Raw genomic sequence first — 14,104 nt, 5'->3', positions numbered from 1 at the left:
ATCGGCGCAAGCGGCGCGATCATCTACGAAACGTCGGGGCCCAATTCATCCACCGATCCCATGGGCAGGCGGACGCCCATGCGGTTCCCGTTTGCGACGGTGCAAAGTTGATTGACACGCCGCCATCGCCAATCGCGGCGTTCCCGCCCCTTCTTTCGCTCGCGGATTTCTTCGATCCGCAAAATCCGTACCTGGACAACGTCAAGGGCGCAGCGGCTTGCGTGCCAGGGGGCGCCGCCTCGTTTCCGACCACCGGCGTTCCCGCCCCTCGCGCCCAGGCTGCCGGTGCGGCGGCGTCAGGCGCGGGAGCGGCGGACGCCATCCGCAAAGTCCTGAGCACCTTCTTCAGCGACAGCGCCAGAATTCTGGGCGTTGTCAGGTTTCGCGACCTGCTCCAGTTCCTGGGGTTCGACACCTCTTCGCTGCTCGGATCGACCCCGGTACTACGCGAGACGTTGCAATTCGGGTCGGACGCCGGCGCCGGCGAAGACCCGCAAGCGCTGATTCAGGACATCCACGCCCATGTGCTGGCCCCGCTACACGACGTCGTACAGAAATTGCAGACGCAGTGGCAGAACGTCAGCGATAAGATAAAGCAAGAGTTTCCTGGTCAGGGTGGTGTGAGCCTCGCGCAGATATTCCCTGAAATCGATTCAGGTCTGCATGACCTCGACGACAAGATCGCGACCGCGCAGGCGGACGATGATCCGGTTGGCTTGTTCCTCGATCTCGCCGCGGTGTACGAGAGTGCCCGCACGTTCGCCGCGGCGCTGGACCGCATTGCCTCCAATCCGGCCGCGCGGCTGCAGACGGCGGCAGTCGGGGCGGTGCAGGACTTGCTCGCGCAATTCCAGCAGCCGACGACGTTCTTCCACGACACGATGACGCAGCTCGGAACGGGGCTCGCCAGCGTACTCAACGCGGATACCATCGACTCCTGGCTGAGGAACCTGGTCAGTCAGGACGCGAGTGGGGAGCTAAACGATACCCTGACGTTCACGATTGCCCCGCCTGATCTTGTAGCCCTCGCCCAACAAACCGCCACCGGAATCGGAACTTCGTTCGACGCCATCAACACGAAGTTCAAGAGTGATTTGACGATCGACGTTTCGGATTTCGCCAAGGCCATCATTGGCGATGTTTTGAGCGGCAAGCCACTTGGCGATACCTTCAAGAACCTGCAGGCGATCGTCGCAAGCCAAGTCAGGGGGGCAGTCAAGAACGCCAAAGACTCCCTCGACGCCCAGCTCGGCGGCGTTCAACCGCAGGCCGTTTTCATCATAGAAGCGGAGCTCGATAGTTTCGCTCTGTCCGTCATCCAGGATCCCGAATACGCCCCGATGCTGCGGGATATCTATGGTGCGGTAACATTCATATTCAACCTTATCACCACTGCCAGCCTGCTGCGGACCCATATTGCCGCCGGCAATATTGACAAGTCGCTCGGAGATCTGACGGCTCTGTCGGATATGATCATCGGCGTCGGTGAGGGGTCGTTTGGCCAGATCGACAAATCTCTGAAGGAAGGCTTCAAGGGACTGCAAAGTCAATTGGCGACTTCCGATCTGATGCCGCCGACGACGGGCGCGAACTTCACGACCTTCACCACTGAAATTGCCGCCTGCAAGACCTATCACGATTGGTCGGCTGCGCAGAAGAAAAACAACTTCCCGCCGTCGACCTCGGCCCCGGCGACTTTTGAGCCGATGAAAACGCTCGATGCGTTTATCGCGACTGCGAAAACAGCCCAGACGGCGGTCAATACCGTCGCCGGCTTCGTACTGGACAACACGACAAATTTCCAGGAAATCCAAAGCAAGGCAACCGCGGCGGGCGTTGACGTTACGCCCTACCTCAACCTGATACGTGACGCCCGCGTGCTGATGAACGGGCCGCCCCTGGATCCGGCGAGTCTCGGTCTGGTGGGCGATGCCAGCGCATTGTATTGCGCCTTCGTTACGGGCCTCTCCCGAATGGGTGCGGCAGTTGCGCTGATTCCGAACACCGAGTGGACCAACGTCGACAAGGATCTTGTTGTCAAGTTGACCGGCTACGAACAGGCCTGCGCGCAATCTGCCAAAGAAATCGGCGACGCGCTGGCGAGTGCAATAAAGCGTCTTGCAGACTTCATCGAGGCGAACAAGACGGTCATTGTAGGCGCGGCCCTCCTTGCGGGCGCGCTGGATGGGATTGCCCAGCTCTCCGGCCTGTCAATCAGCAATCAATTGAAGACATACTCCAGCGACTGGAAAAACAAGGAAAAGGACGTCGCAGCCGCGCTGACGGCGACAGTAAGTGTCCTTATCAGGTTCGTGATGAGTGGAGGTGCGTTCGCCAATTCTGTAACGACGACACTTGGAAACGCCCTCTCGTCGCTGGATTCGCTGCTTGCTAAAATCGGCTTGAGCCTGGATCCAGAGGAAGGGAAGCTGAAAGCTGCCCTGAAAAATCTCGGCGACGTGTTCGGGAGCTTCGCGAACTACACCCCGATTGCCACTGCGCCGCCAACCATTTCCGGACTTCTCGCGACGCCTGTCGTGGCCACTGGCACGACGCCGACCGTCCAGTCGCTTTTTACCAGTACGACGGCGCAGACCTACCAGCAGCTTTCCGTAGCCCTGCACAATGCCGAAGCCGCTGCTTTCGCGGGATGGCGCGCACTGCAGGCGCGCGCGAAAGGACTGCCGCAATATTTGCAGCGTGCCGTCGTCGTTGCCGTACAAGCGCCGTTGCAGACGTTCAGTTCGGCTTACAAGAGCCTTCTCGACGTCCGCAACACCGCCGCGGACAAGATCAACTCGCCGTTGCTCAGTCTTCAGGCGCGCCGCTCGTTGTTCGTGGCTCCCATCTACAAGTCTCCACCTGGTGTCGACGTCAACGACCCGACCGATAATGATGCGATTCTCCAGGCTCTCGAAACCAAGGATCGCTTGGCCGAGGAAGCCGACGTCCTGAAAAGCATAGCAGCCTACACGCCGCCGGCCGCGCCGCCCGATATCATCATCGGCAATTTCGTACGCTTCCTTGACAGTTGGACCACGGGGCAGGCGGCGCCGCTGCAAGTCGCCGCAAACGTTCAGGGACTCGCAGCGCAGGTGCTCAAAGGCAACATTCTCGCGCTCATCGATGTTGCGGCCTTCCGCGACGCGATCCTCGATGCGATCGCGCAACTGGTGCCGACGAAAGCGGTATTCTCCTACGATTTCGCCAGCACGGTGACCGAAGAGCCTGATGACGACGCAATCTTCCAGGCACAATTGGGCGCGCGTTTCGTCCTCACCACCAAGGTTGAGGTCGATTTGCTGAACGGAGGGAAGACCGATTTCACGGCGGCGGGTTCGCTCGGGCCGTTTGCCATCAAACTGGTTGGCTCGGTCATCGATGCGCTTACGTTACGATTCGGCGGCGCCAGCTTTTCGGCAGGTAACGGAGCGGCTCCCCGTTTCGACGTTGCGTACCAATCTTACGAGGTTGGTCCGGCACTCGACTTCATCAGCGAGCTGCAAGCCTATTTGACGCCCAGCGACGGCGCCGGCTTCCACATCGGACCGCTCGACTGGGCACTCGGAATTGAAGTGGGTTATGGCGTCAACCTTGGCAGCATCGGCATCGGCGAAGTCTCCTTTTTCAACATCATATTCGATGTTTCCGCCGACCTTCCGTTCACGCACGACCAGGCGATGTTCAAAACCTCGCTCGGCACGCGACTGTCGCCATTCACGATCAGCATACTTCCATATGCCGGATCGGGCTACTTCTCGCTCTTCTCGGCCGCCGACGGAATCCGGGGTTTCGAGGCCTCGTTCCTCTTCGGAGGCGGCGGTTCGCTGAGTTTCGGCCCGCTGGAGGCCCAGGTGCAGGTCCAGGTTGGCACCTTTATCCGCGTTCTCAAAGTCGGAGACGTCAATACGACCGAGATAGCGGGAACCTTCCTTGCCGCCGGCAGCATGACGATCTGGATTTTCAATTTCGCAGCGAGCCTTTACGTCAGTCTGGGCGAAGACAACGGGAATATGTATGGCGAGGCGATTTTCACCTTCTCGTTCTCCGCCGGCTTCATCGACTATTCCTATTCGGTTGCGGTATCGCACAACGAACCGCAGCTCGGATCCAGTGGCGGCGAGGACAAGTCGGAGCTCGAGCCGCCGCTGCAGCCTGCCACCCGCTTTGCGGCGCTCCGCGATCGGAACGTCGTCAGCGACGCAGCCGAACCTCTGACCGTCGCGGCGGTCGGCAACGTCACCGGTTCGTATGCGCCGGCTCCGAAGCCTCAACATGCGGACGTCGTCTCCAACGCGATCTGCCAATCGGAGGACTGGAAGAAATACGCTTCCTACTTCGATTTCGACCTCGTGCAATAGGTGGCTGGTAATGGCAACTCCCTCTCTCATGGCAGTGAACCGGATCCGGGTCCGCACGTCGCTGCCTACATGCGTGTTGTCGCCAACGGCGTTGCCAGGAACGGTCGCGTCAAGGCGACGCTGATCGTCACCCCGCAATCGCCGGCTGATGGCGCGGCTACGGATTTAAATCTCGCGACATGGCCGGGCGACATCGTCAAGCATCTGGCAAGCCTTGCCAAACCGGACAAGTTTCCAGTCTGGTACAGCCTGACCGATCCCAGCAATGGCGTGACTTCGCCCGCGCGCCTGAACAAGCCGAGTTTTACGGCTCTGGCCGACGAGCAGAAAGGTTTGAACGACGTCAACACGCTCTGGCGGACGGCGATCATTGGCGCCGGGGATCCGAATCCATGGCAGACGCTCCTCGCCGACATCGATCGAAGCGCGAGCGGTCACAAGAGCTCCGCCGATCTCCAGCCGGCCTACCCATCGGATACCAGCAAGGCTGCGCTCCTCAACAACGGGGCGATCGTCGCCCTGCCGCATGACCCCACTAAAAAGACGATCGTAAAGGGTGTCGTTCCCAATCCGCAAACAGGCTACGCCATCGATACGGTGGCCGCCCGCGCGCAACGCGTGGCCCGCAAGCTGGCGATCGGCCCCTATTTGCCGGGCGACCAGGACGAATTCCTGGATACCGCAGTCCCGGACCCGGACCCCGCGAAGTTCGCCGGTCAGCGCAAAGCGAAGCTGTTGGAACGATTGAATGACTCGGTCAAGGGCACCGATCCCGACCGGCAGCGAAGTAAAGATCATTTCGACAAAGTCAAAGCTGTGCTCGGCGACCCCATTGCGGCCGCTGCTGCGGCTGCGGCTCCACCGCCAGCCGCGGCAGCAGCACCGGCTGCGGTCCGGCTGCCGATCGCGTCGGCGGCACAGGTGCTCGGCAAGCAAGCGGCCGGCAATTCGGCCGCTGCCGCTCCGCCCTCGCGTGCCGGGCACGTTTATGGCAGCTGGGCTCAATGGTCGACCCAACATCGTGATTCTTCCGCCGCGACCGCAATGGCTGCCGTGGCGGGTGCGCCGCCGGCCAAACCGAAGGCGCCGCCGGCCGACTCGCAGGCGACGCTGATTTCGATCTTTTACAGCCTGCAGGGTGATCCGATCCTGTCGCGCCTGTTCGGCTTTGCCTTCGATATCGAGTTCGACATTCCGAATGATATCAAAACCGGTGGCGATATTTGGCTCGCCGCCGGCGACCCGCCGAGTTCGATCTGGACAAAGGCGCGCTACGTGTTGCGGGACGGGAAAGACGATACCGAGCGCTTCTGGCCGGCGCCTCGCTTTGAGGGCACGAATGCCTCGGTCGCGCTCACCCGAGAACAGATTCACGGTGTCTTCGACCTCGGTCAGGGTTACGATCGGCTCAATCCTCAGCCGCGCTATTACCTGACGTCCCTTGCCGTGCGCGGTGCGGTGTCGGAATCGCTCGACGGCATCGAGACCGTCGACAAAGGCGAACGCCATCAAACGATCGGGTGGACCTTGCTCGACAGCGGGCGTGCGGCACAAACCGCGCGCGACCTTGCCATCGCCAATCATCAACGCGAAGCGCGCAGTCTCAACAAAGCGGTGGTGTTGTACGCGGAAGAGCTGACAATCGGCCGGCGCCTCGATGTCATGGCGGTGGGTCCGAAACAGAAGAGCGTGCAATGGCGCAGTCTGATGTATCGCTTCGTCGAGTTCACCAATCTGTTGCCGGCGGCGAAAGATCGCCTGGATGCGATCGTCGCCGATCGGATGCGAAAAGGGAAGATTCTCGACGAGGCGGCTTTTCAACTCGTGGCGCGCTCGATGCCGCTCGTCGGGGAGCAGGAGTCCGATCCGGACGGCAACCGCAACGTCGAGGCCGTTGTCGAGGAGGCATTCCAGTCCTGGGATGGAACGCCACTTGCGGCACTCGCGTGCAAGTCCACGGCGAACGGTTCGGGAAGCGAGGTTTTGCCGGTCAAACGGGCTTACGATCTGCCGACGTCGGATCTTCCCGGCTTGCGTCCGCCGCCCCTACGTTACGGCGTTGGTTACATCTTCTCAATTCGCTCTGAATTCCTGGGAGGCGGCTCGCCGAGTCTGGACGAAGCAACACGTTGGCATGAGGCGCAGGGCGGTAAGACGACGCTGCCTCCTAGCGATGAAAACGGATTGAAACCGCGCCGTTTTCTGCGCCACGAAGCTATCGCCGCCCCGATCTTGATGTTACCGGACCATTTGGTCACGGGAAGCAATGCCGAAATGGGTTTTGAGTCCCCCGGCCGGGCCGTCGTGCGCACGGCGACCGCGCCAGATTCCGGCGAGATGGACGCCAATCCGCCCGGTCCCGACTACATCAAACCTGCGCAACGGGCTCGCCCCGATTCCACGATGCGCGTTTTCATAGCGCCCAGGGCGGGGGTGGACTTTTGCGCTCGCCACGGAGTTTTCGACAATCCCGGCACGGCCCTGCAACGGCTCGGCGGCGGACTGTTGGACGTGGAATTCCATGTGGACAAGAAATCTGAGTCCTTCCCGGTAGCCGTGGTCAAGCGGAACGCCGGCTTCAACGCCGATCGGCTCATCTATCGCCGGGAGCCCGGCAAGGCCGGCGTGGCGCCGAGCGACGGCGACAGTTTGGGAGCCACCATCTTTCATCCGCTGAGGACGCCCGTCAAACGCGAAGCCGGCCGCGCCTATTTGCCCGACCCCGTGGCGGAGACAATGTCCTTGCGACTGCGCGTCACCGGATCGGACAAGTACCTGACAGGCAACGTACCTGTCGAACTGTACCCGAACGGTGTGGATGTCGACTATCCGAACACGCTGCCGCTTGTGGTCACGGTGGAGAAAGTCAACAAGCAGCGCCCGAAGCCGGCGCAATCCGTAGCCCAAGTATTGCTGGGAAATCCAAAGGACATCGTCCGCATTCGCGAGGGCGGCGTAATCGGGCCTGATACACTTGGCGCCGGGGTTCGGGCGCGCCATCTGCGGGTTGTGCTCGCACCGGGAGAACAATTCGATCTTGAAGCGACCTGCCTGCCCAGCGAGGCGAAACTGGCGCAATGGTTTTCCCTGCCCGAAGTGATGGGAGTTCAAAATCTTCTGGCTACGCGTTCGCCGGCGGCTGCCAACGCGCTTTGCCTCTCCTGTGGCGGGGCGCCGGTAGCGAAGCTGACGGCAGCGGTCGCCAACGTGAAGCTTGCCGCCCGGTCAGGGCTTGGCGGGTATGCGCCACCGGACGACAACGGCCTCGGCGCTGTTGCCGGGGAGCTACTCGATTGCGTCCAAAACCGATGGCAGCTCAGCGAGCTAGCAGGCACGACGACGCTCCGCGTCGAGCACGCGGTCAGCGCGCCGCAGAACGCCGTCTCGCTCGCCAAAATCGCGATCCTGCGCCCTGATCCATCGAGCGCAACGAGCCCGGCGCCTCCGGTCACGTCTGCTGCGGGGTCGTCCACGCTTCTGCTTACGGGAGAGCTTTTGGTTGATCTTGAGCAGGTGGACGCGGTCGATATCGTCGCCGAGGCGGTCAACCCAAGCGGCACGCCGTTCGACGACCCCGCCCGCGGGCGGGGCGTGCTCGCCAAGCGGGCAGGCCGTTGGCCCACCATTCTCAGCGGCGAAAGCACGCGCAAATACAAGCGCAAACGCGCAGTGTTTGGATTTGACGTTGATGTCAACGGCAAGACCACGCTTCTGCCGGAAGTGGTTACATTGCTCCGCATTCAGAATCTGCCCGATCCTCGTTCCGCGGTTAATCCTGCGTTGGGGCCGAAAATCTTCCTCGATCCCGACCCGTCCAAGGTTCGTCTGGCGCGCCTGGATTTGGCCGCGATGGACTGGGCCGCCCGCAACGCGACGCCGATCGAAATCCCCGTCGCCTCGGATGGCGATCCGAACCAACCCGGCAACAAAGTCGCGACCCGCACGGTCGGGGTGACGCGACCGCACCAGATTTCCGACACCCGCGGGCGGCACCTGAAGCTGTACGCCGTTGCGGTTTCCCGCTTTGCACGGACCTTCGAAACCGCGCCGATGTTTTCCGAGGACGGCAACGAACATCTGCTCCACCGCCGCCAGCCGCTGCACGACCGCGACCAACGCAAAACCGGAGACGCGGTCGAAGCGTGGAGCCAAGCGACCGTACGCCCGGCGCCTGCTGCCGTCAGGACACCGACGCCTTTCTTCGCGATCAGACGCTCCGCCGAAAAGGACGGCGGCGTCACGATGCAGACGCTCGTTCGCAAATGTGGCGTCAGGCTGCGTTTCGATCGGGGGATGTTTTCCGCCGGCGAGGGGGAGCGCATCGGCATCGTCCTGTGGCCGCCCAACATCGTGAAGCAGGTGAATCAGAACCCGAACGATCTGGAGGACAACACGGTCGAATTCGGCGGCCGGACGATGACGCTGAACGATTTTATCGACGCCGACCTGGGCGATGGCGGCCAATACATCTCGCGGTGGGGAGGTGACCCGATCCGTTCCGACCCGACGCCGCAGAAGGGTTGGTTCATGCCCCCGACCGCGTTCGCCTGCCTCAATCCGGCGGAGGCGGGTGAACCACAGGCGCACGACCCGAAATATGTTCCGAGCGTCAGCATGCCCGTCAGCGTGGCGAAGCCGGCGGGCTCCGCGGACGGGACCCCGGATGCCAACTCGGCGACGTTGCAGGTCGCATTGCTGACCTTCGAGCCCTATTTCGATATCGACGCCGAAGAATGGTTCGTCGACGTCGCGATGGATGCTGCCCGCGCAACCGATCCTTTCATCCGCCTGGGCCTCGTGCGCTATCAGCCGAACGCGGTCAGCGACGAACTCCAGGTTTCGACCCCCGTGCGGGTGTGGACTCAGCTGCCGCCGCGCAGGACGTTGAGCATACAGCCTCGGCCAGCGAAGAACGGCGACATCGCGTTGCAAGCCGTCGTCCGCGGCCAGGCGAGCGATGGCATCAAACCCCTTCCGGACGACGCGGCCGAGTTCCTGCTCAACGATCCGAAGGATCCAACGGCGGCTGCTGCCCGCCGAGCCGTTTGGAACCGTCTACAGGTCCCGAAAATGGTCCTGAAGGTGGTGCACGAAACGGAGGACGACAACTTCGGCAGGCGTCAGGCAGATGTGTTCCCCAGCGGAACGACCAATTTCGACACTGGGACCATCGAAGATGGCGAAATGGTGTGGTCGATTTCCGTCACCATGTCGCAGTCGCGCTTGAACGACCTCGGCCCCGGCCAATTTGTGGCAATCGTGGAGGAGATCGAAGAGCGATTGCCGGCCACCTATCCCAAAGAGCCCATCAAGCTCACCGACTTGCTGAAGGACGAGGTCGTTCTACAGTCCGGTCCAAGGTTCATCGCGAGAGTTCCGTTCTTTGAAAAGATTTCGGTAAAGTGAGTTGTCGGCGGTCATCGCCTTCCAGATATGCGGGATGGCGGATCGAAATGCGGCAAACCATGACGGGGGTATGAAATGCGACTGATACTGACGATCCTTCTTATGATCGTATCGCCCTTGGCTTATTCCCAGCCTTGTTCGTGCGGTCCGGATTATTGTCAAGGCGACGCGCGCTATCCCGCGCTACTGGCGAACAAGAAGGCGTCGTTGTCCGCCAGCTATCCGCCCGATCTCGTCGCCCTGCTTGACCGCGACGGCGCCTGCGTCGCTCGCGTGCTACAGGCGCCGGACGGCTTCAGCCTGATGGCGGTGGGCTCTGACGGCAACAAGCTGACCATATCCTGGGACGAAGACAACGAGCGGATCGCGCGCCAACAGATAATGGACGGGACAGCGCGTGCATACTACAAGTTCAACACCGCCCGGCGGTTCTCTTGTTGTAACGAGCCGAACTACGATGCACGTCCCGATTGGGACGCGACCCTTGGCATAAACACCGGCATTGCCATAGCCTGCACGATGAGCGGTAGCAGCGTCATTTGCCAATGAGGGCGGGAGTTCGGCTCGAGATAGGTAGGCGCTATCAAATAGACAATGAACTGCAGTTGCTGCCCACCCAGCTGCGCTTTATTCCGGACGAAATCTTGTTTGCGCGCCGGTAAGCTTCATCAAGGAGAACATCTAGTGTCTTTTAAGTATTTGATCACCGAATATTCAGCCAATGGAACGGCCTCGAAAGGTACGTTGAACTGGGATGCCGATAGTTGGGTTGTGGCTAGTGGGCCATTCGGCAACGGAACACTACCAACCGGTGACTATGGGGTTGTTAAGGACCAAGTCTCAATTGCTCCGCCGGATGATGATATGTACATTATCGATGGTGAGGGCAAACTTGGGTTTTTCATTCGGCTGAAACCAAATTTCGATACGGATCGCAAGGGGTTCGGTATTCATCCAGACGGAGGACTGCCTGGTACACATGGCTGTGTTGGCATTGTGGACTCCGACGCCCGTGCGTTTTGGGCTAAGTGGAACAGCACGGATATGGCAGATCGACCTGCCGTTCTAAACGTGCTGGTGTCTGTTTGAGGCAAGGTCGGAAGCGCGGTTTTTCTACAGCTCAGTGCGTTCGCCTCCGCGATATGCCGTGTCCAAGTCCGATACGAGAGCTCGAAAGCTTATCAGTTGACGCCATAACGAGATCGCCGCCCGCGTAATGAACGGCCATGCATGACCCAGCCCGGTTCGCGGAATCGCCCGTAAAGTCAAATCTAGTCAAAGGACATTCGTCCAAGCAGGTACAAAATGGCAGGTCAAATCTTCGCGCAGGTCCAGAATGTGTCGGCCGACACCGCCTATCGAGTGAGTGTTTTTGATTTGTTCGGCAACGGCAGTCGTGAAGTGAGCGGCTCCCCCTTCAATCTCAATCCGCAGGATATGTCCCCTCAATTTCCGGTTTTCCTGGATGCGACCGGCAACGGTACGATCAGATGTCTGGACGCGAATGGTCAGCCGCTCTGTCCCGACGCGCCGGTACCAAACACTAACAACAACATCGTTACGTTTCCGGCTTAAGCGACGGCGACGGAGTCGGTTCGCGGACTGATAAGGTAAGTCGCGAAAGCTATCCAGTTCCCGACTGATAAGGTTTTGGCAGAAATGGAGTCAGTCGCGACTGATAAGCAAATACGCAAAACCTTATCAGTTACTTTGCTAGCACGAGCCCGATCGCGAGGCCGATATCCGGTTTTTTCGCAACTGGCTGCTCCGACGATCCTTGCTGGCTTCGGCGGCCGTTCTCCCTATCTCCATTTAACATTTCGCGGTATAGTTGTAAACAATCAGGCGGGTTGTCGGGAGCTTGCTTGGATCGGGGCGATCAATGCGCGTCAAAGATTTTCACGAAATCTTCGAGCACGAGATCCACGCGATCAACAAACGCCGAGGTGTATGGCTGGGCATCCCAGAGGCCGCGGATAGGCATTTATAACCGGAACAGACCGCATCCTGCAGCTAGTCGCCAGGAACGCACGCCTTCGACCATGGAGCACAGCAAAATGACAATCAGGTCCGGACATTCAGTGATTGCCAAACACACCCCGCAAGCCCGTGTGTCTGCGTTTTGCTCCAAAACTGCGCTTTTACTGGCATTCATTGTCGCGTTTCTGTTCGCAAATCGTGCGGAGGCTGAGGACACCATACAGGTCGGTATTCTGCACTCCCTGTCCGGGGCAATGGCACCAACGGAGACCCCATTGAAAGATGCCATGCTTATGCTCATCGACCTGCAGAACAAAAAAGGAGGCTTGCTCGGCAAGAAGCTTGAAGCGGTAGTGGTCGATCCAGCGTCGAACTGGCCCTTGTTTGCGGAAAAAGCACGGGAGCTGATCACAAAGGACCACGTCGCTGTTGTGTTTGGCTGCTGGACCGCCGTTTCACTTCAGGCGGTCCAACCGGTTTTCAAGGAGCTCAACAGCATTCTGTTCTATCCGTCGCCTGAGAGCTTCTCTCCAGTGCACAATGTATTTTTCACCGGAGGTGCGCCCAACCAGCTCGCCATCCCGGCAGTTGACTACCTGATGAAGGATCAGGGGATAGGACGGTGGGTTCTGGAAGGCACCGACTCCAATTATCCGCGCACGACTCACACGATTCTCAAGGAATACCTGAAATCTAAGGGAGTCGCGGATCAGGACATCTCCATCAACTACACTCCGCTAGGTAATGACAATTGGCAGAATCGGGTGGCTGAAATCAGGACGTTTAGTTCTGCAGGCAAAAAAACGGCGGTGGTTTTGGCAGCCTACGGCGATGCGGGCGCGGCATTCTACAGGGAGCTGCAGTCCCAAGGTGTCAAACCGCAGGACGTGCCAGTGCTGACTATCTCGATGAACGAGGATCAACTTCCCCAAATCCAGTTCAAACCACTAGTCGGACATCTCATAGTGTCGAACTACGTTCAGTCGGTCGAGAGCCCCGCAAACGGCGAATTCATTAAGAGCTGGCGTGAATTCACCAAGGACCCGAAACGTCTGAGCAGTGCAGCGATGGAGTCCGACTTCATTGGCTTCGCCATGTGGGTCAAGGCTGTCGAAAAAGTGCGTTCGACCGATCCAGATAAAGTGATTGCAGCACTGCCTGGCATTGAGGTGCAGAACCTTAGCGGGAGCATATCCAGGATGCTACCAAACCACCACGTGACCAAGCCTGTCTTCATCAGTCAAATTAAAGAGGACGGGCGCATCAGCGTGCTCTCAAAGATTTCCGACACAAGGTCTGACGAAAAGCCGGACTGTCCAGCGTGCCCGAAATCTGGAGCCTGCCCACAAGCTATCGCTGCGACGTGTCCCACTTGCCCAAGGAGTGGCGCATGTCCTCAGTAGACGACAGGACGCAGCCAGAGTTGAGGACATTTGGTCCCTTCGCGGTCGAGGACGGGAAAGTTCGCCTCCTTGGAGTCGAAATTGGTGATTGGGGGGCCCTGCTTGCTCTCGTTGTATCAATTGCAACCTTTCTCTGGACCGTCACTGACAAGCTCCTTTTGCATCCCATCCCGCAAATAGTCGCACCGCAGACCGTGGAGTTCTGGTGTGCTCACTGGTCAAAGACAGACAAAGGTGAGGTTTGTGATTCGGATGAGAACTTATTGGTGCGTGCGGGTCCTGTTTCGGTTGTAAACCGCGCCTCCGCGCCGCATTCTTATGTGCTTGACTCGATCACAACCGAGGTTGCGCTTCTTGATGACCGCGGGACGTCCAAAAAGAGTGTTCACCTCACATGGCAGTACTTCAGCGAGATCTCTATCTCCGATGCCAAGCGAACCCCAGCAGCTCCGCTTCTGGTCGAGGGCGGCGCTGCGGTCGCAAAGGAGATAGAGTTCTATCCGCGCCTCGAAATTATTGCCGGTCCAAAAGGCAGTGCACCCGTCGCAGATAGAAGGAATTTTCTGAAGTTCGTGGATTTCAAGGGTCTTATCGGAACCGGAGCCGTTCGCGAAATCAGATTGACCTTCAATGCGAGCACGCTTGGTAAAAAGATTCTCTTTTCTGCGTCCTGCAGCATTCCGGTCGACGATCAATTCGTAAGCAACGCAAAAGGGCCATTCGCTCTTTTTGTAAGGGATTGCACCCCCGGAGCCCGAGAATAGGTGCCATAAGGAGGGTGCCATCCCAATCGATCTTTGTTTTCGCGCGCCGCAATCAACGTTTCCGCAAGAGAAATGAGTTCTGCCTCACGTTGGCGCGCGCCGAAAACGGAGTGAGCCAGCTGACTGATAAGCTTTCACGTCAAAGCTTATCAGTTGCTCTAAAAGACGTGGCACGTCGCAATGACGATGG

Annotated in this window: 7 protein-coding genes; all 7 read left to right on the top strand. The window is 59.5% G+C overall.

Features of this window, described 5'->3' with window-relative positions:
* The first annotated feature begins 107 nt into the window (after positions 1-107).
* The 7 genes from V1289_RS13375 to V1289_RS13345 all read left to right on the top strand — a co-directional run bounded on the left by V1289_RS13375 (position 108) and on the right by V1289_RS13345 (position 13,914).
* Entirely contained in the window at positions 108-4,361 is a 4,254-nt protein-coding gene (locus V1289_RS13375) for a hypothetical protein (RefSeq protein ID WP_334397382.1), read from the top strand.
* Between the two features lie 69 nt (positions 4,362-4,430).
* Positions 4,431-9,767, top strand: coding sequence for a hypothetical protein (locus V1289_RS13370; RefSeq protein ID WP_334397381.1), 5,337 nt, complete (start codon positions 4,431-4,433; stop codon positions 9,765-9,767).
* A gap of 75 nt (positions 9,768-9,842) precedes the next feature.
* Positions 9,843-10,316 carry a hypothetical protein gene (locus tag V1289_RS13365; protein ID WP_334397380.1) on the top strand — a complete coding sequence of 158 codons (474 nt, stop codon included), beginning with the start codon at positions 9,843-9,845 and terminating at the stop codon, positions 10,314-10,316.
* Between the two features lie 135 nt (positions 10,317-10,451).
* Positions 10,452-10,856, top strand: coding sequence for a L,D-transpeptidase (locus V1289_RS13360; protein WP_334397379.1), 405 nt, complete (start codon positions 10,452-10,454; stop codon positions 10,854-10,856).
* Between the two features lie 216 nt (positions 10,857-11,072).
* A complete protein-coding gene (locus V1289_RS13355) occupies positions 11,073-11,342 on the top strand; it encodes a hypothetical protein (protein ID WP_334397378.1) in 270 nt (89 codons plus the stop codon).
* Positions 11,343-11,824: 482 nt separating this feature from the next.
* The gene (locus V1289_RS13350; protein ID WP_334397377.1) at positions 11,825-13,150 is read left to right on the top strand and encodes a transporter substrate-binding protein; all 1,326 of its coding nucleotides are present in this window, start codon (positions 11,825-11,827) and stop codon (positions 13,148-13,150) included.
* Positions 13,138-13,914, top strand: coding sequence for a hypothetical protein (locus V1289_RS13345; protein ID WP_334397376.1), 777 nt, complete (start codon positions 13,138-13,140; stop codon positions 13,912-13,914). Before V1289_RS13350 ends, V1289_RS13345 begins: the two co-directional genes overlap by 13 nt.
* Positions 13,915-14,104 lie beyond the last annotated feature (190 nt).

Origin of the sequence: Bradyrhizobium sp. AZCC 2289 (assembly GCF_036924615.1) — a bacterium.
Taxonomy (GTDB): domain Bacteria; phylum Pseudomonadota; class Alphaproteobacteria; order Rhizobiales; family Xanthobacteraceae; genus Bradyrhizobium.
The sequence above is the reverse complement of the archived record's forward strand: the minus strand, read 5'-3'. Positions and strand labels throughout refer to the sequence as shown.